We start from the raw sequence: 24,222 nt of genomic DNA on the forward strand, positions 1-24,222 counted from the left end.
ACGACCGGACCCAACCCTTTGGAAAAATCCACCCGAAACACGTTCCGCTACCGGCAATCGTTGAATCCGGCAGACATCGTCGAAGTTTCGATCCGACCGAACGCGTTCAAAGGCGTAAAAAAGAGAAGTCGCAAGAAGTCAAAGACGGACTGCCTGCTTATAGGTTTCGACACAGAGTATCAGTCGATTTCGGCAATAGGAAACACCAAGGCGTCCGCTGAGGGCGCCCAGAACGAATTGCTCTCTTACCAATTTTGCGTCCGTTATGTGTCAAAAGGCAGTGATGAATTTCGCGAAACCGTTGGCATTATTATACCCGATCCGTCGGAACGCTGGCCACTTCGTGACCTGATTGGCGCTGCGATAGGGAAGTTTTTGAAGGAATACCCAGACCAACAAATAGGAGAGAATGTTTATCTAATAGGGCACTTTACGCGCGCCGACGTGCCAATGTTCGATGGGTTCGTCGAGGACTCGAGAACGTTTTACAGCAATGTCCGAAACACGTTTGTGTCGATCGAGAATTACATGCCTATGGACGTTGTGACGAACGACGGATCGGAAGTTGGGAGCTTCCAGGTAAAGTTACGAGACACCATCTTGCTCGCCCCGGCCAACGCCAAGTCCCTAAACGACATAGGCGAGATTGTCGGCCTTTCGAAGATCAAGCTCGCCGACACCCCCCGTGCTGAGCGAACGATAAAAGAAAACATGAAGCAGTTTCGTCAAGCTTCATGGCCTGAGTTCGAAAGCTACGCCTTGCGGGATGCGGAGGTCTGCGTCGCCTATGCTTTTAAGGTTTTGAAGCAGTGGGAGAAGCTTTTCGACGATTTCTCCATACCCGTCACATTGACCAGTTTCGGGACCCAACTACTCATCAAAAGCTGGGAGGAAAGCGATCTCAGCAGCGAGGAAATCCTCGGCGTCGAGAACACGACGCACACGGTCTACAACATGCGGACGGAGCGATACCAAACCAAGCGGGAAGTTATCCCGATTGAACAGCTCTATTTTCACGAGAGCTTTATCACGGAGTCGTATCACGGAGGACGCAACGAGCAGTTCATTTTCGGAATAGCTGATGAGTCTCATTGGCGGGACTTCGATCTCAGTTCAGCCTATCCATCTGTGATGGCCATGATCGGGAAACCTGATTGGGAGCGGTTAGAGACTAATTATCCGATAGAAAGCTTCCAACTCGACGATCTTGGATTCGCTTCAGTTGAATTCGAGTTTCCCGAGAACGTGAGGTATCCAACCTTACCCGTTCGAACGGAAAGCGGCATCATCTTCCCACGAAAAGGACGGTCCAACTGTGCGGCTCCCGAAATCGTCATCGCACGAGATCTCGGTGCAAAGCTCATCGCCAATCACACGGTCTATGTGCCTCAAGATCGTGATCGGGACGTGTTTGGGACGTTCATCGCCGACTGCATCGGGCGTCGTAAAGATTTCGGCAAAGGCACGTTTGAAAACCTGTTCTGGAAAGAGGTCGGCAACAGCACCTACGGGAAAACGGCGCAAGGCCTTCGAAAGAAACGCGTCTATGACCTTAGGGCAGACGACATGGCGGAACTGCCTCGAAGCCGGCTGACGCAGCCATTCTTTGCATCGTTCATTACATCCTATACCCGAGCTCTTTTGGGTGAGATCATGAACGGATTGCCCGAAAATGTTCAGGTATTCAGTGTCACCACGGACGGTTTTCTTAGCAATGCCAGCGATGAAGACATCATCGCGATCGCAAACAAGCCGCTCATCAAACGGTTTGCGGCGGTTAGAGACGAGCTCTTGGGGCAAACTTCGGAACCACTTGAGGTGAAGCACGAGATCCGGCAACCGCTTGGCTGGAGAACCCGCGGATCAGCAACTCTCAAGTCCGGCAAAGCAGGCGACATCGTTATTCAAAAAGGAGGGATCAAATCGGGCGTTGACCAGACACCTGAGGAAGAAAACGAGCGCGTGGTCCGACTATTTTTTGATCGTCGACCCGACCAAGTTCAGAAATATACAACAGGCATCAGCCTAAAGGACATCATCGCTTTCAAAGCCGATTTCGTTTCCCGTGAGGTCGAAAAGCGCTTGTCGATGGAATTCGATTTCAAACGAAAGCCGGTTCATCCAGAGGACAGAACGGTCGAATTCGGCGGTTCAAGCTACACGCATCTGTCTTTCCAGACTGAACCTTGGGAGACCGTCGAGGAATTTCAGGCGATTAGACAGGATTGGACTAGCTGGTTCAAACGGAAACCGCAGTCGATGAAAACAGTCGAAGATTACGACCAGTTTGAACAGTTTCGCAAGACCGGTAAAGCGAGCGGTGATCTGACATATATTGCGACGAAAGATGGGGACATCAAAAGGCTGAGAAAGCAGTTGTCTCAAGCTTTCAAGCAAAACCGAGCAGGCTTTGACGTTGTCAAGGCGAAGTCGCCCACGAAGATCACGCACAATGAATTCGTTCGGGTTTTGAATGAATGCGGCATCCCTTGCCTCGTCAGGGACGTTGACAACGCACGCACGTCTTTCAAGCCCAATCAGACGCCGGACACCGAGGCAGTAAGACAGTCGTTGGAAAGGTTGAAGGAGATCTATCCTGAGCTTGAAACGGAACTCTTCATCGCAAGCCATCTTCCTTGATGCCAACGAACGACAGGGCCGTATGATGGGTCTTCAATCGCATCAAGAAAGCTGACTTCCGTCGAAGTCTCCTCAAGCGAAAATCCGTAAATGTTTGCTCTCCTCACCCATATAGAACATTTACGGATTTTGGTTTTTTGGGGTCCGCGAAGCTTATCCTTCTGGAAAAGGGGATGGATGCGGTGGCCGGCCGGGACAGGCTATTTTGGATCGGCTTGCTGATAAAGCCTGGTCAGATCAGCAAGAGCCGATCGAATATGCGGCCACGGAAAATCAGTGGGAACTCCTTCCAAGCCTCGCCCCATCGGCAAATGGCCTCTAACTTGGCTCCAACGCCAGCAATCGAAACAGCTTCTGTCACCTTCAGCTGATACAGGCGATCATGGGCCTTCACCCAGACTCGGTGTAGTTCTACAGCCGGATCGAGCTGTCCAAAAGGCGCTTCATTTGCGTCGGCAACATTTGGTCGAAACTGGGTCATCGCTAGCCTCGTCAGCCATATTGGCAATTGCAGAAGGGTCATTGCTCCAACCATCGAAGCCGAATGAGGAAAGCGCTGCATCCCTGAAAATTGTATTGCGGTAACCCAAAAGCAGGAACATCTCAGGGGAGCACGTCAGCAGCCCCTAACTGTGCCCGACACACAACGTCCGCCTTCTCCTAAGTCCTTCATAAAAGCGGACAAGCGGCTGGCCACCACATACCTGTCATGCAAACAACTTCGCAGTCAGCCTTTTCAAACGAATGCTGAATGACAGCCGCTGCTGTTGTCCTCTCGTCGGATAGAGTGGACCTCTTCAAACATGGACCAGCATTCATGTTTGAAAGAATTTGTAGCCTATTACCGCGTCTCAACGAAAAGGCAGGGCCGATCAGGGCTCGGTCTTGAAGCCCAGCGGGAATCGGTTGAGCGATTTGCTGAGCAGCATGGAGCGCTGATCGGAGCATTCGTCGATATCGAGTCCGGTAGGAAGGATGAGCGAACCGGTCTTCAGCAGGCGATTAAGCTCGTCCGCAGCCGAAGGGCTTCGCTGTTGATTGCGCGGCTAGACAGATTTTCCCGGCGGGTCAGCTTTATCGCGGGCATGATGGACAAGGGGGTTCCGCTTGTTATCGCCGAGATGCCGCACGCGTCTGAATTTCAGCTGCACATATTCGCAGCCCTCGCTCAAGAAGAACGACGAATGATTTCGATACGGACGCGGGCAGCTCTGCAGGCAGCAAAGCAACGCGGCGTGAAACTGGGTTCTACCGGAAAAGCCCGTGCTGCAGAGAACAAGACCAGCGCCGATGCAAAAGCGAAGGAAATGGTTCAGCTTTTGAAGTCGCTGCCACCGGCTGCTTCATTGTCAGAGGCGGCGTATCAGCTGAGACAATCGGGATGGTCGACCGTTTATCATCGCCAACCTCATCCGCAGTCGGTGAAAAACTATCTAACGCGACTGGGCCTTACACTACATCAGATTTATTAGACCAAGCTAAATTAATCGCCGAGCTAAACGCACTTAACTTTGAGATCCTAGCCGCTCTGGTTCTGCGCTACTATCGATCCTGTTTTGGAATTTAAGGTGCAACCTCAACATCACTTTCCACATATAACTCGCTAAGCCCGCCATTTTTTCAACGCCCATCGGCGCCACGTCGGGGATCGGGAAGACAATCTACCATCATCCGTCACAAGATGCCGTTCAACGCTGGCTAAGAACATCGAAATAGACCTTGACGTCAGCGCCACCCAATAGCGCTGGCGAAAGATTTTCTAGGGCGGATTAGGTGTCAAAAGCGGACAGGCACCCTGGATGCGAATGTACGCCGCCCACACCAGACGAGTGGCAGCGGTGGGCGAAAACGTCGAACCTAATCATCTTCTTCATCCTCTAGAATAGCTTCAGCCACAGAGCGAAGGGCATGTCCTGCCTTCACACGAACCAACTCATCGACAAATGGCTGAATAAGATGGCGCTGTTCATCCGAGAGACGGCCCGAAAGAAGCTGCTGCCCGATTTCGATCAATTGATCGAGATCAAAGAGCGCCGGATCAGGAGCTTCCCTGAGAACGTAAACGATACCACGTTCGGAAGAGCTGGCGTTGGACAGGCGCATCACGACCTTCGAGTAGAAGTCGAAGCCTCCGCTTTCAATATTTTCCGCTATCCATGCCTTGGCCTCATCTGGTCCAGTTAAATGCACCCACGCTCGCTCGATCCAAAACAGCTCAAGGGCACTTGCCAAGCCGCCGGTAGCTGCGGAGTCTCTTATTTTTTGGACTAGAATCGTTCCCAACTCTTCGAAGGTTTCCCTCGAAATCACCGGCTGAGGATTGCCCCCGTTCGGGAAGACATCGAGTTCACGACCGCGCTGGTAGTAGATGATGGCATCAATGGCCGCGCCATGACTTTTAAAGGCTTCGACCAGCCTTAGCCCAGCCTCTTCGGCCCCCCAAGCCTTGAGAATGTCCCGGATGAGGTATTGGAGTTGTCCGGGCCCCTCCAGCATGCCAAAGCTGCCACTCCACGGAATGGCGTGGATCGTTTCGCCTACCCGAAACAGTGCGTCGAGTAACGCTGGCTTCGGCACCGGCGGCTTCTTACCGTTTAGTTTGGAGCGAAAGTCCCCAAGGACCTCGCCGATCATCCGTCTACCCCTTGTTGTGTGACGGTCGACATATGGTCGGATCAGGTGAAAAACGACATCCGGATCCTCAGAGGAAAACACCTCCGTCAACGTGGCCGCTGGAAGAGCGTCCGGGCTAAGATGCAGAGCGAAGTACGTGTCGAACATTGCTCGGTTGGACAGACCACGCCGGTTGTGTGCTTCCACGTACGTTTCATTGTCGACGTGATGTCGTTCAAAAAACTTTCCATGGGAGGGAAATAGCAACGAGAGCAAGCGCATGACTGGATCGATCGCCTCCTCGGGCAGTCTCTTTTTAAACGCCGCGACCACTGACGCTCGGTCCTCTTCTCGGCTCATCAGAAATCGCCCCTCATTGAATAGGAAGTCACGGTTTGTACGAATCCAATCGAATGCAATTGGATCGAATAATCGCAGCCCTTCGATGACGAGCAGGTCCTGTGCGTCGAACTCACCGGCAAGTGCGGGCCAAGCGAACTTTACCGCGTTGGAAAGACGAAGCACGTCACGGGGGTGTTGCACCCACCGGTGAACACCTTCGCGAACGATCCATTGCCACCGGCTACGGTCCTCGGTGTTCCCGGTCAGAAATTGTATCTCGTTATCGAGGATGCTGAAGAGCGCGTTCCTGGAAGGCAAAGGTAGCTCTAATTCTTGCTGCACGATCTTCTCGGCATACCGAGGGCCTTTGGCTTCCAGCGTTCCGTCTAATGCTTCCCAAACAATTTCCCGGTCGTATGCCAATAGGTAGATGACGTTGGGTAGGCGGCCGACTGTCTTGACCATCTGCATGATGTCGCGGACTTCATTGGGCTGCAAACGGTCGATATCGTCAATGGTGATAAGAAAACGCCGCCCGCTGTTCTTGAGCTGCTCACGCAAGTGGCTGTAAGCCGTCTGAAGCGAAGGGTCTTCGAGGAAGCGATCTAGCAGGCTGTTGACTGACTTCTTCGCGAGATTGCCAGCGAAGCCGGCCGCTACTCCACTGGGGTCAACCGTCAGGGCGACGGTTGCAGCGGCGTCTACCAGCCCGTCCGTCGTGCCGCCGAAGAAGCGGAGCACGCCCTTGAACTTCCGCCGCCACCAACTGTCTTTAGGTCCCAAGTCTTCTGACAGGACCTTGAAAAAAGCTACGATCAGATCTTGGTGTCCGGAGACATTCCAAGGCCGAAAGTCTATGTGGGTCACCCTATCCACTTCGACCTCAGCCTCCTCATTGTGCTTTCGCAGATAGTGATCGACGAAGTTGAGGACTGTCGATTTACCACTACCCCACTTTCCATGAAGGCCAATGACGTAGCCGTTCGGCGCTCTCATGTGAACGACGACATTGAAGATGCGCTTGGCGAAGGGCGCGAAACCGAGCCGATCATCCTGCCAGGGATTGTCCTTCGGCGCGTCGTCACCGAACACGAGGTCGTCACGATCCATGTGATCCATGCTCCGGGTTGTTCAGCAATTTAATCGCATCAAATTCGTCGGTGCGACGAGCCTCAGGGAGAAGTTTAAGACCCGCATGCGTATCGGGGAGGGTTCCAGAACTCCGTCGCTAAGCCTCATGCGCACCTAATTCGCGATTGCTGATCCAGTCTTCCCGAAATTCTTCGAGCGCTGACGTCAGGTTGCACGGGGCGCCCCAAATAGCTTTGCGCTTGATCTCATCGAGAGCCCAAAAATCATTCAGCCGTTTCTTGCTGCCAAGCCGCAATGCCAGTTCTGGCACTGAAAAAATCCGATGGAGGACGTAGCGGGCCAATTCAGAGATCATCGCTTCCATCTTGGAAATCTCCAGGCGTTTGGCTCGGTCGAATTCGGCTAAGCTTTCATCCTCGTGCAGATGCTCAACCGCGCTTCTTATGTCAAAAATCGCACCCATCTCCTCGTGGTGACCCGGCCCAACAAACAGCTCGGTTCTGCTCTTAAAGAGGCGGCGCGAATTTCCGGCTGTGGTAGCTAGCAGGCCCTCGATACATCGGACGAATTGATGGATGCGGTCCATGGGGTCAGAAAGGGTTCTTGCCTGCTGGAAGATATCAAGGCACCTCATGAGCCTCCAAAGGTGCGGGCTGGGGTTCTTCATCAGGCGTTCGAACACCCTGACTATACTGGCTGCATCCACTAGATGTTCCACCGAAACCTCAGCGCGAAGATCAATTAGGCTGTCATGGAAACGGTTAAGTGTACCCACTTCGCGGACGTCAAGATTGCCACCAACCAAGCAGCCGCTAGCCTTAATGGGGTCTTCGTGAGAATGCAGTGGACACGCAAGTTGCAGCGCAGTTAGCCACCTACCGACCTTTCGCCCGAGCGCTTGGTTCTCAGCATCAAGAATTTCTGGAGTCTTCGACTTCTGGCGGCTAACGAGGATAAGCGTACTTGCCTCAATGTCCTCGACCCGCATTGTGCCCAGCCATTCCCGCCAATGGCCCGGCATGTCCAACTTCAAGGATGTGTAAGCCTCAAGGCCTTCAGCTATGGGCCCGTCCGACACACTGTTGTCGGTCGCAACCTGAAGCCCAATCAAGGCGAACTTCTCGCCCTCCTCAATCCAGTGGATCATTGGTCCCGTCCTGTTCTTCCCCGAGAGTTCGGCAGACTTGGGGGTTAGAAGGTAATGGTCGACCCTCGTGTCACTCTGCGTCGTTTGAAGGCCCGTCTAAATTTTCCCGTCCGAGGGCGATCGGAAGCTTTAGGAGCTTCAACCTGTAGTGCGAAGGGCTGATTGGGGTGCTTAGCGGTCATTGACGCTGCTGGCCTGCGAACACGAGACTCAAGTACGAGCCGTTGGCCGCAGTGACTCACCCTTTAGCTGAATAGCCAGAAGAAGCTTCCATATCCGACACCGACGAAGCACATGCCCCACGAGATCCTACGGCGCCGGGACATGCCGCCGTTATCGTTCGCTGGAATGAATTCCAGATCAGCAAAATTTATCTCCTCCGCGCCATCCCCGTCCCGTGAGCTGGGATCATACTTCATTCGTACAATGCGCTTCGATTGTTGGACCATTAAGCGTGGACCTCAGGTGATCCGATGTTTCCCTGCATGCCTGTGCTCTCGTGGATTGACTGTATTTGCCCTGACGAAGGCAGCCGCCTCGCGACGAGTTGATGCGCGAGCTGTTCAGCGGCATACATCATGACTTCACGCCCAAAGCCCGGGCCACGTATGGTCGCTTTTCATTAGGTGACTGCAGTAGTTGTCGTAGATGAAGCGACCGTTTGAGCGATCTCGACATCTCCAAATCGGAGTGCCATAGCCGCTGGCGATTTGGTCCCACGCAGCTCCATATGGACGTGGTGTGGAGTAGCTGCTTCCGCCTCCAAAGCCGCCGTTGTTCGCTGCAACACCAATGGCCACAGCAGCACCCACGACCGCCAGGCTGGCCAGAGCTACATTTTCTGTTGCAACTCGTTTGGTGCAGTCTTCTGGGGTTCTGTCACGACGGGCTAACTCAAGCGTCAAATCGTGTCTGAATTTCGGATTCGGTGTCTGCTGAAGAGCTCGACAAAGCGAGCTTAAGCTTTGGGCCGAATGGTTGCTGTAGAACTCCTGCTCAGTCGTTGCGCACCCAACCAAAAGGCCGGCCAACATTCCCACCAATATTTTTTTCATGGAATGCCCCCTGCCGCTAATGAAACGGCAAGTTGCATTCAGAGTCCAGCGCTACTTTGATCGGCGGCAAGTTTGAAACTGACTACCGTGTGCAATGACCTCGACACCCGCGAGCTGCGGTCGCTATTTCTGTCGAATGATGCGTTGGGCCGTGGGTCCGAGATCAGAAACCAAGAGGTAATCTATATTGGCCACTTCCGATTCATCGATTTTGGGTGCAGCCGGCGAGCACTATGTGATGTGTCAGCTCCTAAGATTGAACCTCTTGCTCCGGTTGGCGTACCCAACGCTGACATAGTAGTCACAGACACGATCGGGGAAAGACTATGTGCAATTCAAGTCAAGGCTCGTCGTGATATCGGTTCGGATGGCGGATGGCATATGCGCTCCAAGCATGAATCGATCAAAGCCGTTGGACTGTTTTACGCGTTTATAGACTTCGGCAAAACGCTTCTGGACCAGCCAAAATGTTGGGTCATTCCCAGCACTACTGTTGCTGACGTTTTGGCGCGTGCTCACGAGGTCTGGCTCGAAACGCCTGGTGCCAAGGGTCAGCAGCGGAAGGATTCAGATTTTCGTCGATTTCTGCCCAACTACGACGCGAAAGGCATCCAAATCGGGTGCGGCATAGGTTGGCTTGACCAATATCGCGAGAATTAGGACCTCATCCGGAAAGCGACCGACGTTTAATTCGATCGCTTTCTTTTATCGGCGAAAGTTTTCGAGCCCGATTTATCGGCAATTGATTGCCTGATCAGTATCCCATCCGGCCCATCCTCGAGCTTATTGTTAATCCTAGGAATCTGTGGCTGACCTCGGGTAACTTCCACAAAGCGCTTTTCCCCGTTTTTGAACTCGACCGAGAAACTGGGGTGCTCGACATTTTGAATGATCCCACGAGCTACCAATCCCTCAACGAATGCGCTCGCTTCCTTATTAAGGGGTGGCAGCGATACGTTGGGGTCATCAGGGCCATCTGGAAACAGTTTCAAATTCGAGACGGTGCTCTGCAGCCACTGACGAAGGCGCTGGCGACGTTCAACGACCTTTGGATCATCGGACGCAGCGAACTCGCGCGTGAGTAGAGCCAATTCTTCGGCGGTCAGTCGTGGACCTTCAGCAAGCGCGGAGATGGACTGCTCTATAGAAGCGATGCTTCGTTGAAGGCCATCGCGCTGTTGGTCCACCAAACGATACTGCTCCTTGAAAACGTCGGTGGAAAATTCAGGCTCAGCCATCATCTCCAACAACCTATCGCGCTTGGTGAGCACCGTATGAAGCTGCTCACTTTGAGCGGCCAGTTCTTCACCGAGGGCCCGTCTTTTGCTCTCCGCGGTCGACGACTGCAAGACGGCGTTCAAATCCAGCTCCTCGACGAAAGACAGAAAGGCCTCTTCGAAATGCCCGTAGGGCCAACTTGAGGAGACGCATCCAGCCTTTCGGAGGGCCTTACTGCATCTAAGGTAAAATCCCCCCTTCGGACCGGGCCCCTTGTTAATGAAGTGCATAGGACTGCCGCAATACCCGCATTGAGCCAGATTGGTGAAGAGATTTCGAAGCTGCGGGCCTTTCCTTCCGGCTCCCGCCACATCTCGGGCACGTCTGCCAGCTTGAACCGCCAAAAAGCGCTCCTCAGACACAACTGAGGGAAAATAGCCCTTCACAACCTCTCCGACGGGGATGCGTTTGCCGTCAATTTTTTGATGAGGCTGGTACTCGCCGATCACGGCACGGTTTGAGAGGATCTTTGTAACGTAAGAAGCATGCCAGCTGGCACTTCCGCCGATCGAGGCGATTTGCTCAGCGTTCAAACGTCTGGCAATGGAATACGACCCATACCCGTTAGACGCATCTTCAAAAATGCGTCGGACGATCGCCGCTTTTTCGTCAATCAGGCTGAAGGATGTGCGGTCTTCCGACAGCTGAACCCATGCCGGAGCCAGCTTCGTCAACTTCTTCTTGTCGGTTTGTCGACGCTTATTATCCCAGGCAGCGCCAACTCGCAGACTTTTCATTTGCGACTCTTCGTGCGCCCTGCCCATCACCACAATCGAATAGATCAGATCAGTGAATTGGGCCTTGCCGGCAGGATAGAGCTTTTGATCAGCTAGGGTCACGATATTGATCCCCGCCTTCAAAATCTTGAGGAACAGGGTAGTCGCTTCGGTAGGGTCTTCGCGGCTGATCCGATCGAGGGACTCGACCAGAAGATACGACCCCTTCGGTATTCGACCCTCTTCAACTGCAGCCAAAAATCGACTTAACGCACCCTCTGTGGCGTTCTTGCCCCGGAAGGCTGAAACGCCAATGTCTTCGAGATCGAACCCCTCAATCAGCGTCAGATCGTGCGCCTTGGCATAGCGTGCCGACGCCTCTTTTTGCCTTCGAAGACTGTCACCCTTCAGCTGGATGTCCGTCGACATCCGCACATATGAATACGCAAATGGCATGAATGGTCCTTTCTAAGACCTCATACCAGAATTAATTTAAATAGCCACGATATCCTGATAATGGGACTAATTAAATCCCGATTTGAATTTTATCGCCCTCAATGTCTTGATGGTCGGGCCTCCCGGGTCCGGCAAGTCGATGCTGGCGGAACGTCTGCCCTCGATCCTGCCGCCGCTGCCGCCTGCGGAACTGCTGGAAGTGTCCATGGTCCATTCGATTGCCGGGAAGCTCGCCGGTGGCAAGCTTTCGGATCGTCGGCCGTTTCGCGCACCGCATCACTCGGCGTCCATGGCGGCGATGGTCGGCGGCGGGTTCAAGGCGCGGCCGGGCGAGATGTCGCTTGCCCATCATGGCGTGCTGTTTCTCGACGAGTTTCCGGAATTCACGCCGCAGGTGCTCGACAGTCTGCGCCAGCCATTGGAAACGGGCCAGTGCGTGATCGCCCGGGCGAACCACCGGATCAGCTATCCGGCCCGCATTCAGCTCGTGGCGGCGATGAACCCGTGTCGCTGCGGCATGGCCGGTGAACCTGGCCACGTTTGCGCGCGCGGTCCGCGTTGCGCGGGCGACTATCAGGCGCGGATTTCCGGCCCGCTGATGGACAGGATCGATATCCGCATCGACGTGCCCGCCGTATCAGCCGCCGATCTCATCCGCCCGACCGTCGCGGAGACGAGCGCGACCGTTGCGGAGCGGGTGGCACGGGCGCGTGACCTGCAGCGCCATCGCTACGGCGAACTTGGCGTTACCGGCGTGACTGCCAACGCACAATGTCCGACAGCACTGGTGGAAACCGTCGCGGCGATCGACAGCGCGGGGCGCGCGCTTCTGTCGGAGGCGGCCGAACGCATGGCCTTTTCGGCACGCGCCTACCACCGGATCTTGAAGGTCGCGCGCACGCTGGCCGATCTCGATGGCAAGCCGGCAGTCGGCCGCATTCACCTGGCCGAGGCAATTTCCTACCGGGTGATGGCGGAGCGGACGAGCATGGCTGCTTGAGCCTCTGACGGGCGATCGGTCGCTTATCCGAAGCTCGGTGCACGACCAGGCGGCCGATTTCCAAATGGCATGCCAGCAGCCGATGGCTGGAGCAGAACGCCGGCGAGGGAGGGGCAAGAGTTGCGCTCGACACTGTCGAAGCCTGCACTGCGCGGGGTAGAAGGTTCCGTTGCGCTGGGAGCAGCGACCGGGTCGTTGCCGTTGGCAATCAGAAGGGAAGATCTTGGAGGATCGACTTGCGCTGTTGCGGCGTTAGGGCTTGGTTGGGATCATCCGCCCAAACTTTCCGCACACTCTCAATTCGGAGCGTCCCATAGTGAAGTCTGTCCTGCGCACTGCCCTGATCCTCACATCTCCTCTTATGGCCCTTGCTGCGCTGCCATCGACCGCCGCTCTCGCACAGGACGCCCGGCCCCTCGACGAAGCGCCGCGCACGGCCGTCGTCTCAGCCTTCGAGCCGGAGTGGCTGGCGCTGCAGGAGGCGCTGATCGAGCGCGAAGAATATGAGATCGCAGGCGTCGAGTTCGTCACGGGGCGCATCGAAGGGCGCCGCGTCGTTCTGTTTCTGAGCGGCGTCAGCATGGTCAATGCGGCGATGACGGCACAGATCGCGATCGATCATTTCAACCTGAGGGAGATCGTCTTCTCCGGCATTGCAGGCGGTGTCGATCCGCAGCAATCGATCGGCGACGTCGTCGTGCCGGAACGCTGGGCGCAATATCTGGAAGCGGTATTCGCGCGCGAAACCGATGAAGGCTTCACACCGCCAAGCTTCATCGAGACGCCGTTTCCCAATTACGGGATGATCTTTCCGCGCGAGGTGGATGTCGCGCGCGCGGGTGGCGAGATGGAAGAGCACTTCTGGTTTCAGGTCAATGGCGCGCTGTTCGAAACCGCGCGTCAGCTCACAAACGCCGTCACGCTACAACTGTGCACCAGCGATGACACCTGCCTCAGCGAGCAGCCGACCATTCGCGTGGGCGGCAGCGGCGTCTCGGGCCAGGCCTTTGTCGATAACGGCGCCTTCCGCGACTATGTGTTCGAGACCTTCGGGGCCAATGTGCTCGATATGGAGAGTGCGGCCGTCGCGCATGTGGCCTACGCCAACGACGTGCCCTTCATCGCGTTTCGATCGGTATCGGACCTCGCCGGTGGCGGTCCGAGCGAGAACGAGATGGCGACCTTCATGCAGATCGCGTCCGACAATTCGGCCCGCGTGGTGCGGGCCTTCCTCGCCGCCCTGCCCGAGTAACGAGGCTTCTTCGGTCGGTCCAAACCTACCGGCGCAGCGTCGACGGATCGATGGCCTTTTCGCCAGCGTATCTGGCGATGATCCCCGCGATGTCGGCGTCGCGCATGGCCTGGCGCAGGGCCTCGAAAGACGGCAGCACGAAATAGGCTCGCTGGAAGCTGTCGATCTCGTAGCCCGTGCGCATGATGGTTTCGATATCCATCGGAACGTGGTTCGCGTCCGGGCTCTCGAGCGCGAAGCGCAACTCGGTTGCCGAGGACATCAACCCGGCTCCGAAGGCCTTCAGCGGCCCACCCTCTTCCTGGATCAGGCCGTACTCGGCCGTGTACCAATAGAGCCGCGTGATCATCTCGTCGCCGCCGGCAGCCATCACTGACAGCGCCGTTTCACCATACATCTGCATGAAATCGGCAAATTCCGGCTGCATCAGGATCGGCACATGACCGAAAAAGTCGTGAAACATGTCGGGCTCGACGATGTAATCCAATTCGTCGCGGCTGCGGAGCCAGTCCGTGACGGGAAACCGGCGCTCGGACAGATGCCTGAAGAAGGGCTCAGCCGGGATGAGCCCCGGCACCGCGACCAGCGTCCACCCGGTGGCAGCGGATAGCCTGCGGCTGACTTCGGCGAAGTCCGGGATGTCGTCGAGGATTCCGAGCGCTTCAAGGCCGGCGAGATAGGAGTGGTGGGCAAGCTCCTGAGTCAAGGCGCGCTGCCGATCGGCGAGCGTCTTCCAGACGGCGCGGTCTTCGTCATCATAGGCGTCGAGGTTCTGGGTAACAGTGAAATCGTCCCGGCAGCGGGCATAGTCGCCGCGCATGCCGGCTGTGGCGCATTCGGCAGCGTAGGTTTCGACATTGATCGACATGATGGCGCTCCTCCAAGCTTACACCTTGTCATTCTAGCGCCGCTGCTGGAGTGTTTTCCGGCTGACTGGACCAGCGAAGGAGGAGGCTTGAGTGAAAGAGCCCAAAAAATCACCGAAAGCGGGGGAGATCCACCTCGACCGGTTCGAGGTCAGAATGCTCGATCGCCTTCAGAGGTCGGGCCGCATGCCGACCACCGAGTTGGCGGCCGCGGTCGGGCTTTCCGCCACGCCCTGCGCACGCAGGCTGGAGGCCATGATGGAAAGCGGGGTGATCGAGGGCTTTGGCGCCCGGCTCGATCGCCGCAAGATCGGGCTTTCGGTGGAAGTGTTCGTGCTGGTTCGGCTTATCAGCCACAGTGATCAGTCACCGGACAGGTTCGTCACCAGGGTCGAGGCGATGGAGCCGGTGATCGCCTGCTGGGCGCTGACGGGGGACCATGACTTCATGCTGCACGCGGTGCTGCCGGACGTGGAAGCGCTCAATCGCTTCATCGGCGAGGACCTGATGCGCATCGAGGGGGTGCGGGACGTGCGCACCAACTTGGTGCTGCGCAACATCAAGGGGCCAGGGCCGCTGCCGCTTTCCCACCTCGCCGAATGATCCCCGGCGAGGTGCGACGTTTTTGGCTGACTCGCTGGGTCAGTCGTATTTCAGCTCCGTCGCCTTACCCCGGAAGATGCGGTAGGCGAGGATCGTGTAGCCGCCGATGGTCGGTAGCACGATGGCCGTGCCGACGAGGATGATCATCAGGCTTTCCGGAGCGCTTGCCGCTTCGTAGATCGTCAGCTGATCCGGCACGATATAAGGATAGAACGAGTAGGCGAGCCCGGCAAAGCCGAGCGTGAAGATCGTCGCCATCGCCAAGAAGGGCACCAGCGCATAGGAATCATCCGGCCGCGGCAGCTTTGCTGTCAGGAACCAGAGGCCGGCGAAGACGGCGCCCGTCAGAAGCGGAAGCGGTGCCAGAAGATAGATTTCCGGCGTCGTGAACCATTTGTCGAAGATGCGGGCCGAGGCGAATGGCGTCGCGATGGAGATCATCGCCATGCCGGCCGCCGTCAGGAGCAGGCACATGCGCATCCAGATGACGGCCTTTTCCTGCAGCTGGCCTTCCGTCTTGTAGATCAGCCAGGCTGCGCCGACAGCGCCGTAAGAGGCCGCGAGGCAGAGGCCGACAAGCGCTGCAAAGCCCGCCGATGCCCAGCTGAGATCAAGCCCCAGCACGTAGATGCCGAGCATGTAGCCCTGCGACAGCGACGACATGACGGAGCCGATGAAGAACAGGAGGTTCCACATCCATTTCGACTGCGCGCTGACCTTGGAGCGGAAGTCGAAGGCAATGCCGCGCAGGACAAGACCGACGAGCAGCACGAAAACGGGCAGGTAGAGCGCCGTCAGGATGATGCCGTGCGCGATCGGAAAAGCCACCAGGAGAAGGCCGATCGACAGGACGAGCCAGGTTTCGTTCGCATCCCAGAACGGGCCGATCGAGGCGATCATCGTGTCCTTCTCGTCGTCGGTGCCGAAGACCGAGAGGATGCCGATGCCGAGATCGAACCCGTCCAGGATGACGTAGACGAGGATCGAAATTCCCATCAGGCCCGCGAAGATCAGGGGCAGGATGACGTCAGGTTCGTAGCCGAACATCAGGTCCGCTCCTATTCCGCCGGCTGCAGGGCTTCGCCTGTCGCCTTGCCCATGGAGACGCTGTCGCCGCGCGGATCCGGGTCTTTTTCGATGTTGCCGTAATGGGCGCGGATCGCGAGCTTGTAGAGCACGGTCAGGTAGACGACGATCAGCACCGCATAGAGCGCGAGATAGGTTGCAAAAGTGAGGGCCACATGGGCGCCCGGCACGGGGGCGACGGCTTCGGCGGTCGTGACCACGCCTGAGACCAGCCAGGGCTGACGGCCGATCTCGGTCGTGTACCAACCGGCAAGCGTTGCGATCCAGCCCGAGAAGGCCATGCCGGCGAGCACGAAAGCCATCGGCTTGTTGATGTCGTCGCGACGCCACAGCATCCAGGCCGCCGCCCAGGAGACGACCAGCATCAGCATGCCGACGCCAACCATGACGCGGAACGAGATGAAGAGCGGCAGCACCGGCGGGTGCTCCACCGTACCATCTTCGGCGACGAAGTCGTTGAGGCCCGGCACGACGCCATCGGCATGGTGCTTCAGGATAAGCGACGCGCCGCTCGGAATGCCGATCTCGAAGCGGTTTTCACGCGCCTCCTCGTCCGGCAGAGCGAAGAGGACAAGCGGCACATTGCCCCGCGTTTCCCAGTTCGCTTCCATGGCCGCGACTTTCTGCGGCTGGTGCTCCAGCGTGTTCAGGCCGTGCATGTCACCGGCGAAGATCTGCACCGGGATCAGGATCGCGCCAAGGTAAACGCCGGTGCGCAGCGCCTTGTACATGGGCTCGGAGCGATCGCCGTAGATCCAGCGCAGCGCCGAAAGACCGGCCATGAGGAAGGCGACGGTCAGGCCCGAGGCAAGCAGCATGTGCACGAAACGATAGGGCATGGACGGATTGAAGATGATGGCGAACCAGTCGGTAGCATGCGCCACGCCGTCGCGCATCTCAAAGCCCTGCGGCGTGTGCATCCACGAGTTCAGCGCGATGATCCAGAAGGCCGACATGGTGGTGCCGAAGGCCACGAGGAAAGTCGCCAGCGTATGGATACGGCTCGACACGCGAGAAAAACCGAAGAGCATGATGCCGAGGAATACGGCCTCAAGAAAAAACGCCGTCAGCACTTCGTAAGCTAGCAGCGGACCAGCGACATTGCCGACGGTTTCCATGAAACCGGGCCAGTTCGTGCCGAACTGGAAGCTCATTGTGATGCCTGACACGACACCAAGCGCGAAGGAGAGTGCGAAGACCTTCACCCAGAAGAAATAGGCTTTCATCCAGGCGTCATCGCCGGTCCGCTCATAGCGCCACTTGAAGAACAGCAGCACCCAGCCAAGCGCGATCGTGATGGTGGGAAAGAGGATATGGAAGGAGATGTTCGCAGCAAACTGCATGCGCGACAGGATTAATGCGTCCATTGTCTTCTCTCGTTTTTTCTTTCTCTCCTCACCGCAGCCTCAAAACTAAGCGATGGGGCCGACGGCGCCAGTGTCGATACTGTCGCACGGCGAGAATGTCGCACAGCTGCCTAACGTTTCCTATTGATCTCCGTGGGTGCCGACATGCTTTCTGGCGACCCGGCTTCGGGTTATGCTCATCGTCCTGCGATGTATAGTGGAGGACGACGATGGCGATCTATCTCATCGGCTACGAGGGACGCACCGAACGGCCCTATGATCAGTTGCAGGAGGCGATGGATCGCGAAGGCGGCGTGAAACTGATCGATGGGCTCTGGGCGCTCGATGTGGAGAAGGATGCGACCGAACTGCGCGACTGGGTCCACACCTTCATGGACGACGTAGATGCCATCTTCATCGCGCAGATGCGCGCCGGCAGCCATTGGGCAAGCCGTCACCTCAAATCGAGCGCCAATGACTGGCTGAAATCCCGCCTCTAGCAGCTTTCCGCGGCCCTCGTCTCTCCACTCACAAGACTTGCAGATGCAAACTTGGCGGTGCAGATGATGGCGACATTCGGAACACTTCCATGATCGGATCCGGCGTGCCGGCCGACAATCGACGGCGGACGCAATGCGGAAATGGCAATGGAAGCTGAGACGCCTGTTCGAGCGGCTCTGGGTGCGGGCGGTTCTCTACTCCATTCTCGGAGTGATCACGGCTTTCGCGGCGGTCCTTTTGGATCCGTTCATTCCCGATGGGCTGGAAGATACGGTCGGCGCCGGCGCGATCGACACGATCCTCAACATCCTTGCAACGAGCATGTTGACGATCACGACGTTCTCGCTGACGACGATGGTGACCGCCTTTACCGCATCCACGCAGGATGCGACGCCGCGCGCCACTCGCCTCTTGATGGCGGATACGACAACGCATTCGGTGCTCGCGACTTTTATTGGCACCTTTCTCTACAGCCTGGTCGGTATCATCGTGTTGTCGATGGAAGCCTATGGCAGCGGCGGGCGGGTCGTTCTGTTCGCCGTGACGATGCTGGTCATCATCATCGTCATTGCAGCGTTGCTGCGCTGGATCGACCATCTGACGCGCCTTGGGCGGGTCAACGAAACGACGAGGACGGTGGAATTGGCGGCGCAGGACGCGTTGCGGGCCTATCACCGCGCCCCAACCATGGGTGCCGTGGAGATCGCCGATGACGCCGTGCCGCAGAGTGCGACGCGCATCTTGGCGGATGACATCGGTTATGTCGGTCACATCGATATGCAGCAGCTTGAAACCGTCGTTGCCGAGGCAGGGGCCATCGTAACCATTCTGGCACGGCCCGGCACGTTCGTTCACACGGCAGAGCCACTTGTCGCCGTAATTTCGGGCAGTGTCGATGCAGAAGAGGTCCGTGCCGCCTTCACCATCGGGCGCGAGCGGACCTTTGAAGAAGATCCCCTCTTCGGGCTGGCGGTGCTTTCGGAAATCGCGTCACGGGCGCTCTCGCCCGGCATCAACGATCAAGGCACGGCGCTCGACGTTCTGGGCCGAGGGGTTCGGCTGATCGCCATGTGCTCCGACAAGATCGACGAAGCTGCCGACGCGCCCGAGTTTCCCCATCTTCGGATGACGCGGCTGCCGATCGTCGAATTCCTCGACCATCTGTTTACGCCAGTCGCGCGCGACGGCGCCGACAAATTCGAAGTTCAGGTCAAGATTCAAAAGTCGCTGGCAGCGCTGATCGCAATGGACGAGCCGCTGTTTGGGGCTGCGGCACGCCATGTCTCTCGTGTATCTTTTGATCGGGCGGAGGCTACACTGACGAGTGCAGACGACATAGCGCGTGTGCGAAAGGCGGCGGCGCCGCTCAGCTGAGCGGAACGGCCATCAGCAGCCGGAATGACGGTCGCGGTTGGAACTCCGCTGGACATTCGCCATCTCGGCAGCATCCATCTTGCGGAGCAGGTCCACCATTGCGTCAGGAGTTCCCTCCGGGACGCGGAACGAGTCCATGCCGGCGAGAAGGCGCCGGTTCGGGCTCGTCTGGATCTGGTGAAGGACGACGTCTTCGAGACGCAGCCCACGAACATTGCTCATTTGGTTGTGCCGCCTTGGGATTGTTACTCGACAAACACCAGCCGATTGGATTGGTTCCACCGATCCACAACAGTTTGGAAGACAAATTGTCGCTGGTGGAACCGCGGCGTCTATTCTAATCGCCCAGGCGTCAACGTTTCGTAAACGCATTCGAAATCAAGCAGATAGTTTTGGCGCCATCCGCTGAGGTGCTGCGGCGGGCACAAGCTGCGCCCGCGGAAAACCTGCGTCGCTTCGACTACTGAAGCGCGCCGACCAAGACGTCGGTGGAGTTCTCGATCGAAACCCAGCGACCGGTGTGGAAGGACGCCTGGCGCTTGAGGAAGACGTAAGATGTTTCGCTCCAGAGCTGCACCTCGTCGGAGAGGTTGTCCAGAACGTAGTCGCCCTTGGACGTCCGCAGCGTAAGAACGGCGTGCCCCTCGCCATCGGCCTTGCGGACGACAGTGATGAGGAGATCCGAAGCGGAGAAGCCGCGCTCCATCAACATCAGGCGCTTCAGAAGAACGTAGTCTTCGCAATCGCCTTCGAGATCGGGATAGGACCAGTGCTCTTCGATGCCGTGCATTTCCATGTCGGTGCGGGGCACGATCGTGCTGTTTACCGCGAGGTTGACTTCCCGCACGACTTCCCAGCCGTAGTCAGTGATATCCGGCGCACGGCTGGCCGTGGTGCGGATGGCGCATTCCGAATAATGCCGGCGACAGAAATCGTAATGACCGATAGGCTGTGACGTCAAAGGGCCGGTGATCATCGACCGGGACGGCTCGGCCTCGGCGTTTGCCGACGGCAGGGCCAGGGAAACGAAGCCGGCCATGGCAATGGCTGCTCCAATTCTCGCAATCGTCAGCACCGTTGGTCGCCCCGCCTCAGCATCATCGTTAACAAACAGTTAAAATTGGTGATGATGCAAAGTCAATCGGGCCAACCCCCGCGATTGCAGTTATGGTTACCGGCCAAGCTTGGTTGTGTCTTCAGCGCTACAGTTCGTCAGGACGTGGTTTCGTGATCGCCTCTCAATGGCCGCCGGCGATGAGATCGTTGAGCGCCTTCAACATTCGGCCGATATCGGCCGGGCGCGACAGGCGATGGTCGCCATCGCGTACCAGGGTAAGGACGACATCGTCTGCCGGGAGGTGTTCCATCAGCCGCAAGGCGTGGGCATAGGGCACATCCGGGTCCTGCATTCCCTGAATGATCGTGACAGGACATCCGGTGTCGATGACACCATTCAGAACGCTGTTTGCACGGCCATCCTCGATCAGAGCACGGGTGTAGACATTCGGGTCCGGGCCGTAGGGTGTCGGTTCCTCGAAACGGCCTTTTTCGGAAAGATCCGCGCGTTGGGCATCGGTGAGGCCAGGCTCGATGAGTTCGGCGGTGAAATCAGGCGCCGGTGCGAGAAGAAGCATGCCTGCCAGACGGCCCGCATCATCGCGTTGCTTCAGGGCCTTTGCCATGAGAAGTGCAATCCAGCCGCCCATGGACGAGCCGACCAGGATCTGAGGTCCGGTCGTGTGCTTGTCGAAGACGGCGAGCGCCTCCTCCAGCCAGCGTGAAATCGTGCCGTCTTCGAACGCGCCGCCCGACGCACCATGTCCGGAATAGTCGAAGCGCAAGCATTCCAGCCCCTCGCGCGTGGCATAGCCGTCGAGTTCGAGCGCCTTGGTGCCGCTCATGTCGGACCGGTAGCCACCGAGCCAGACGAGGCCGGGACGATTGTGGCCGCCGAGCCCCGGCCGAAAGGCGACTGCGATGGTGCGTGCCTCATCACCCTCGCCGACGACGAGTTCCAGTCCCTTGGATGTATGCTCCTGCATGTCGATTTCCTTGCTGGTGGCATTTTCGGGGCAATTGACGGCAGAATCACCGCGCGTGGATGCTATTTCTGACTGGGCGTGCTATTGACTCAAAGCAAGCGATAACGACATTGCGGGCAATTCCGGCGATTTCGTCTTCGCAGTACATTCAGCCACAGGTTCAACAGTTCGAGGAGAACACGACCATTCGCAGACCGTTCAGAGCGCCGCCGCCAACCAAGGATGGACCGCGGGCCAATGAGGAAATCCGGGCAAGCCAAGTTCAGTTGATCGATGCCGAAGGCAATAACCGCGGAATAGTGCCCATCAACGAGGCGCTGGAGATCGCGGCGGAAGCCGGCCTTGACCTCGTCGAAATCTCACCCAATGCCGAGCCTCCCGTCTGCAAGGTGCAGGACCTCGGCAAGCTCAAATACGAAAAGCAGAAAAAAGCCGCCGAGGCGCGCAAGAAGCAGAAGACCGTCGAGGTCAAAGAAATCAAGATGCGCCCGAACATCGACACGCATGACTATGACGTGAAGATGCGCGCCATGAACCGCTTCTTCGAAGAAGGAGACAAGGTGAAGGTGACGCTGCGTTTCCGTGGTCGTGAAATGGCGCACCAGGAACTCGGCATGCGGCTTCTTCAGAAGGTCAAGGAACAGACCGCCGAAATCGCCAAGGTCGAGGCCGAGCCCAAGCTCGAAGGCCGACAGATGATGATGGTTCTCGCACCGCGCTAAATCTAGCCCGTTGCTCCGTTCAAGCTCCCCGTGCCAGATGGCCCGGGGAGCTTTTTCATTTCGGGAGCCGGCTGATTTCGACGTCCCTTCCGGCTTGTTGACGGGCAATTCATGGACCAGACCACGCAGGAACGCGGCAAGCTTCAGAACTTCCAGCGCATGCGCAGGCTCGTATTGGCGCTTATCATCGCTGCATTGGTGATCGCGCTGCTTTTCGTGCGCTCCGCATGGGGCGAAGAAGGGCATGAGTTCATAGAGGCGATCGGGATCGGCACCATCGCAGCCGGCATTCTCGGCCGCATGTGGTGCACGCTTTATATCGGCGGCAGCAAGGCCTATGCGATCGTGACGGCGGGCCCCTACTCGATCAGCCGCAATCCGCTCTATCTATTTTCATCGATCGCAGCGTTCGGCGTCGGGGCGCAGACGGGAAGCCTGATCGTGGCGTTTGTTTTCCTGATCGGATGTGCCCTTGCCTTCCACGTCGTGATCCTGCGCGAGGAGCGGTTTCTGCTGCCAGCCTTCGGCGAGCCCTATCGCGCCTATCTCAATCGCGTGCCGCGCTTCCTGCCGCGGACACTGAAAGTCGTCAACGAAGAGAGCCTCGTGGTGCAGCCGGCCCGGCTCTACCGCACGTTCATCGACGGCATGGTCTTCTTCGTGGCGATGCCGGCGCTCGAGATCGTCGAGTGGCTGCAGTCAAGCGGCGTGCTGCCTGTGGTGCTGAGGCTCTACTAGCCCGGACGAGAAAAAGGGCGCCGCTTTCGCGACGCCCTTCCATCAGTCACCGATAGGCAGTGCCGCGTGGTCAGGCAGCCTTTTCACGATCGAGTGTTGCGAAGGGATAATCGATGTAGCCCTTGGCACCACCGCCGTAGAACGTGTCGGTGTCCTGCGCGTTGAGTGCGGCACCGGTGCGGAAGCGTTCCGGCAGGTCCGGGTTGGCGATGAATGGCTTGCCGATCGCGACCGCATGGGCATAGCCTTCAGCCACGACCTTCGCGGAGCTTTCGGCATCATAGGCGCCGTTCGCGATATAGAAGCCGGTCCAGTTCGGGCGCAGCTTCTTGATCAGCTCTTCGCCCCCTTCACTGCCGTGGCCAAAGCGCTCCACAATGTGGAGATAGGCGAGCTTGCGCTGATCCAGCGCTTTGTAAAGCGCCGAGAATAAGGCTTCCGGATCGCTGTCGGAAATGTCGTTGGAATCGCCACGGGGTGACAGACGGATGCCGGTGCGATCGGCACCGATTTCCTTCACGACTCGGTCGACCACTTCGAGCGTGAGCCGCGTGCGATTCTCGATCGAACCACCATAGACGTCGTCGCGCTTGTTGACGCCGTCCTGCAGGAACTGGTCGAGCAGATAGCCATTGGCGGAATGCACTTCCACGCCGTCGAAGCCGGCCTGGATCGCAAGCTTTGCGGCGTGGGCATAGTCTTCGATCAGCTGCGGGATTTCGCTGAGGGCCAGGGCACGCGGCTTGGATGTCGATTCGAAACCGTTCGCCGTGAAGGTCTTGGCATCGGCAGCGACATCGGTCGAGGAGACCGGCGCGTCATTGTTCGGCAGGAGCGAGGAATGGCTGATGCGGCCCACATGCCAGAGCTGGCAGAAGATGCGGCCGCCATTGGCGTGAACCGCATCGGTGATGCCGCGCCATGCGGCGACGTGCTCGTCGGTGTAGATGCCGGGCGTATCGATATAGCCCTTGCCGTAGGGCGAAATCTGGGTCGCTTCGGAAATCAGGAGTCCGGCAGAAGCGCGCTGGCCGTAATAGGTCTCGGCCATGGCGTTCGGCGTGCCGTCGGATTTCGCGCGGTTGCGGGTCAGGGGAGCCATGAAAATGCGGTTCGGGACGTTCAGGGCGCCGAGCTGGATCGGTGTGAACAGCGTGTCTGCCATAGGGTCTGGTCCTTCATTCTTGTTCAGCGGCCAAGTGGGAGGATGCCGCAGTTGCCTGCCTCAGATAGGTCGTGCACGATGAAATACCACCGGTTCGCCACTGCAAAATGACAAACGCTGCGTGTCCCAATCGCGCTGCAACCTCTTGCGTCATGGCCCCACTCCCGGTATATGGCCGCGTCCGAACA

At 57.7% G+C, this 24,222-nt stretch carries 21 protein-coding genes and 1 pseudogene; 10 read left to right on the forward strand and 12 right to left on the reverse strand.

Translation table 11 applies throughout. From position 1 onward, the window contains the following. Positions 1–18 precede the first annotated feature (18 nt). The gene (locus PU133_RS01325) at positions 19–2,640 is read left to right on the forward strand and encodes a DNA polymerase (protein WP_404863190.1); all 2,622 of its coding nucleotides are present in this window, start codon (positions 19–21) and stop codon (positions 2,638–2,640) included. 232 nt (positions 2,641–2,872) lie between these two features. Here the strand turns inward: PU133_RS01325 and PU133_RS01330 are convergent, their stop codons facing one another. Continuing rightward, a complete protein-coding gene (locus PU133_RS01330; protein ID WP_404863191.1) occupies positions 2,873–3,163 on the reverse strand; it encodes a hypothetical protein in 291 nt (96 codons plus the stop codon). Between the two features lie 280 nt (positions 3,164–3,443). Here PU133_RS01330 and PU133_RS01335 point away from each other — a divergent pair, with 280 nt between their 5' ends. Further along, the gene (locus tag PU133_RS01335; RefSeq protein WP_404863192.1) at positions 3,444–4,112 is read left to right on the forward strand and encodes a recombinase family protein; all 669 of its coding nucleotides are present in this window, start codon (positions 3,444–3,446) and stop codon (positions 4,110–4,112) included. A gap of 385 nt (positions 4,113–4,497) precedes the next feature. Here the strand turns inward: PU133_RS01335 and PU133_RS01340 are convergent, their stop codons facing one another. The 3 genes from PU133_RS01340 to PU133_RS01350 all read right to left on the reverse strand — a co-directional run bounded on the left by PU133_RS01340 (position 4,498) and on the right by PU133_RS01350 (position 8,889). Further along, the gene (locus PU133_RS01340) at positions 4,498–6,705 is read right to left on the reverse strand and encodes a P-loop NTPase fold protein (RefSeq protein WP_404863193.1); all 2,208 of its coding nucleotides are present in this window, start codon (positions 6,703–6,705) and stop codon (positions 4,498–4,500) included. A gap of 118 nt (positions 6,706–6,823) precedes the next feature. Further along, positions 6,824–7,834 (reverse strand): hypothetical protein, encoded by a 1,011-nt coding sequence (locus PU133_RS01345; RefSeq protein WP_404863194.1) that lies wholly within the window; start codon positions 7,832–7,834, stop codon positions 6,824–6,826. Positions 7,835–8,418: 584 nt separating this feature from the next. Continuing rightward, entirely contained in the window at positions 8,419–8,889 is a 471-nt protein-coding gene (locus PU133_RS01350) for a hypothetical protein (protein ID WP_404863195.1), read from the reverse strand. 381 nt (positions 8,890–9,270) lie between these two features. Here PU133_RS01350 and PU133_RS01355 point away from each other — a divergent pair, with 381 nt between their 5' ends. After that, a complete protein-coding gene (locus PU133_RS01355) occupies positions 9,271–9,549 on the forward strand; it encodes a hypothetical protein (RefSeq protein WP_404863196.1) in 279 nt (92 codons plus the stop codon). Between the two features lie 26 nt (positions 9,550–9,575). Here the strand turns inward: PU133_RS01355 and PU133_RS01360 are convergent, their stop codons facing one another. Beyond that, positions 9,576–11,339 carry a recombinase family protein gene (locus PU133_RS01360; RefSeq protein ID WP_404863197.1) on the reverse strand — a complete coding sequence of 588 codons (1,764 nt, stop codon included), beginning with the start codon at positions 11,337–11,339 and terminating at the stop codon, positions 9,576–9,578. Positions 11,340–11,439: 100 nt separating this feature from the next. Between PU133_RS01360 and PU133_RS01365 the strand changes: the two are divergent. After that, positions 11,440–12,339: pseudogene (locus PU133_RS01365) on the forward strand (YifB family Mg chelatase-like AAA ATPase); the annotation flags it as partial. A 316-nt stretch (positions 12,340–12,655) separates the two neighbouring features. Further along, the gene (locus PU133_RS01370; protein ID WP_404863198.1) at positions 12,656–13,591 is read left to right on the forward strand and encodes a 5'-methylthioadenosine/S-adenosylhomocysteine nucleosidase; all 936 of its coding nucleotides are present in this window, start codon (positions 12,656–12,658) and stop codon (positions 13,589–13,591) included. Between the two features lie 25 nt (positions 13,592–13,616). On the opposite strand, the gene phhA is transcribed toward PU133_RS01370, so the two are convergent. Beyond that, positions 13,617–14,459 (reverse strand): phenylalanine 4-monooxygenase, encoded by an 843-nt coding sequence (gene phhA, locus PU133_RS01375; RefSeq protein WP_404863199.1) that lies wholly within the window; start codon positions 14,457–14,459, stop codon positions 13,617–13,619. 154 nt (positions 14,460–14,613) lie between these two features. Here phhA and PU133_RS01380 point away from each other — a divergent pair, with 154 nt between their 5' ends. Then, positions 14,614–15,060, forward strand: coding sequence for an Lrp/AsnC family transcriptional regulator (locus tag PU133_RS01380; protein WP_404864408.1), 447 nt, complete (start codon positions 14,614–14,616; stop codon positions 15,058–15,060). Positions 15,061–15,099: 39 nt separating this feature from the next. Here PU133_RS01380 and PU133_RS01385 read toward each other — a convergent pair whose 3' ends face one another. Beyond that, entirely contained in the window at positions 15,100–16,107 is a 1,008-nt protein-coding gene (locus PU133_RS01385; protein WP_126007089.1) for a cytochrome d ubiquinol oxidase subunit II, read from the reverse strand. 11 nt (positions 16,108–16,118) lie between these two features. Continuing rightward, positions 16,119–17,513: a cytochrome ubiquinol oxidase subunit I gene (locus tag PU133_RS01390; protein WP_404863200.1), complete on the reverse strand. Its 1,395-nt coding sequence runs from the start codon at positions 17,511–17,513 to the stop codon at positions 16,119–16,121. Positions 17,514–17,722: 209 nt separating this feature from the next. On the opposite strand from PU133_RS01390, the gene PU133_RS01395 reads away from it, so the two are divergent. Next, positions 17,723–17,992 (forward strand): hypothetical protein, encoded by a 270-nt coding sequence (locus PU133_RS01395; RefSeq protein ID WP_404863201.1) that lies wholly within the window; start codon positions 17,723–17,725, stop codon positions 17,990–17,992. A 133-nt stretch (positions 17,993–18,125) separates the two neighbouring features. Next, a complete protein-coding gene (locus tag PU133_RS01400; protein WP_404863202.1) occupies positions 18,126–19,367 on the forward strand; it encodes a DUF2254 domain-containing protein in 1,242 nt (413 codons plus the stop codon). A 12-nt stretch (positions 19,368–19,379) separates the two neighbouring features. Here PU133_RS01400 and PU133_RS01405 read toward each other — a convergent pair whose 3' ends face one another. The 3 genes from PU133_RS01405 to PU133_RS01415 all read right to left on the reverse strand — a co-directional run bounded on the left by PU133_RS01405 (position 19,380) and on the right by PU133_RS01415 (position 21,409). Further along, positions 19,380–19,589, reverse strand: a complete 210-nt coding sequence (locus PU133_RS01405) for a hypothetical protein (RefSeq protein ID WP_126007097.1) — start codon at positions 19,587–19,589, stop codon at positions 19,380–19,382. 238 nt (positions 19,590–19,827) lie between these two features. Then, the gene (locus PU133_RS01410; RefSeq protein ID WP_404863203.1) at positions 19,828–20,406 is read right to left on the reverse strand and encodes a transglutaminase-like cysteine peptidase; all 579 of its coding nucleotides are present in this window, start codon (positions 20,404–20,406) and stop codon (positions 19,828–19,830) included. 199 nt (positions 20,407–20,605) lie between these two features. Further along, the gene (locus tag PU133_RS01415) at positions 20,606–21,409 is read right to left on the reverse strand and encodes an alpha/beta hydrolase (RefSeq protein ID WP_404863204.1); all 804 of its coding nucleotides are present in this window, start codon (positions 21,407–21,409) and stop codon (positions 20,606–20,608) included. A gap of 185 nt (positions 21,410–21,594) precedes the next feature. Between PU133_RS01415 and infC the strand changes: the two genes are divergently transcribed. Continuing rightward, positions 21,595–22,131, forward strand: a complete 537-nt coding sequence (gene infC, locus PU133_RS01420) for a translation initiation factor IF-3 (protein ID WP_245451508.1) — start codon at positions 21,595–21,597, stop codon at positions 22,129–22,131. 111 nt (positions 22,132–22,242) lie between these two features. Next, on the forward strand, positions 22,243–22,869 hold the full coding sequence (locus PU133_RS01425) for a methyltransferase family protein (RefSeq protein WP_404863205.1): 627 nt from the start codon (positions 22,243–22,245) through the stop codon (positions 22,867–22,869). A 70-nt stretch (positions 22,870–22,939) separates the two neighbouring features. On the opposite strand, the gene PU133_RS01430 is transcribed toward PU133_RS01425, so the two are convergent. Continuing rightward, positions 22,940–24,034 carry an alkene reductase gene (locus PU133_RS01430; protein WP_404863206.1) on the reverse strand — a complete coding sequence of 365 codons (1,095 nt, stop codon included), beginning with the start codon at positions 24,032–24,034 and terminating at the stop codon, positions 22,940–22,942. Positions 24,035–24,222: the final 188 nt, after the last annotated feature.

Origin of the sequence: Georhizobium sp. MAB10, from assembly GCF_045012825.1 — a bacterium.
GTDB classification, from domain to species: Bacteria; Pseudomonadota; Alphaproteobacteria; order Rhizobiales; family Rhizobiaceae; genus Georhizobium; species Georhizobium profundi.

Coding starts and splice junctions, on each gene's coding strand:
- PU133_RS01385 (WP_126007089.1), bottom strand. CDS start 16,107: ATGTTCGGCTACGAACCTGACGTCATCCTGCCCCTGATCTTCGCGGGC.
- PU133_RS01340 (WP_404863193.1), bottom strand. CDS start 6,705: ATGGATCGTGACGACCTCGTGTTCGGTGACGACGCGCCGAAGGACAAT.
- PU133_RS01405 (WP_126007097.1), bottom strand. CDS start 19,589: ATGAGCAATGTTCGTGGGCTGCGTCTCGAAGACGTCGTCCTTCACCAG.
- PU133_RS01355 (WP_404863196.1), top strand. CDS start 9,271: ATGCGCTCCAAGCATGAATCGATCAAAGCCGTTGGACTGTTTTACGCG.
- PU133_RS01380 (WP_404864408.1), top strand. CDS start 14,614: ATGCTCGATCGCCTTCAGAGGTCGGGCCGCATGCCGACCACCGAGTTG.
- PU133_RS01360 (WP_404863197.1), bottom strand. CDS start 11,339: ATGCCATTTGCGTATTCATATGTGCGGATGTCGACGGACATCCAGCTG.
- PU133_RS01400 (WP_404863202.1), top strand. CDS start 18,126: ATGCGGAAATGGCAATGGAAGCTGAGACGCCTGTTCGAGCGGCTCTGG.
- PU133_RS01330 (WP_404863191.1), bottom strand. CDS start 3,163: ATGACCCTTCTGCAATTGCCAATATGGCTGACGAGGCTAGCGATGACC.
- PU133_RS01345 (WP_404863194.1), bottom strand. CDS start 7,834: ATGATCCACTGGATTGAGGAGGGCGAGAAGTTCGCCTTGATTGGGCTT.
- PU133_RS01335 (WP_404863192.1), top strand. CDS start 3,444: ATGGACCAGCATTCATGTTTGAAAGAATTTGTAGCCTATTACCGCGTC.
- PU133_RS01425 (WP_404863205.1), top strand. CDS start 22,243: ATGGACCAGACCACGCAGGAACGCGGCAAGCTTCAGAACTTCCAGCGC.
- PU133_RS01410 (WP_404863203.1), bottom strand. CDS start 20,406: ATGGCCGGCTTCGTTTCCCTGGCCCTGCCGTCGGCAAACGCCGAGGCC.
- PU133_RS01390 (WP_404863200.1), bottom strand. CDS start 17,513: ATGGACGCATTAATCCTGTCGCGCATGCAGTTTGCTGCGAACATCTCC.
- PU133_RS01430 (WP_404863206.1), bottom strand. CDS start 24,034: ATGGCAGACACGCTGTTCACACCGATCCAGCTCGGCGCCCTGAACGTC.
- PU133_RS01415 (WP_404863204.1), bottom strand. CDS start 21,409: ATGCAGGAGCATACATCCAAGGGACTGGAACTCGTCGTCGGCGAGGGT.
- phhA (WP_404863199.1), bottom strand. CDS start 14,459: ATGTCGATCAATGTCGAAACCTACGCTGCCGAATGCGCCACAGCCGGC.
- PU133_RS01350 (WP_404863195.1), bottom strand. CDS start 8,889: ATGAAAAAAATATTGGTGGGAATGTTGGCCGGCCTTTTGGTTGGGTGC.
- PU133_RS01395 (WP_404863201.1), top strand. CDS start 17,723: ATGGCGATCTATCTCATCGGCTACGAGGGACGCACCGAACGGCCCTAT.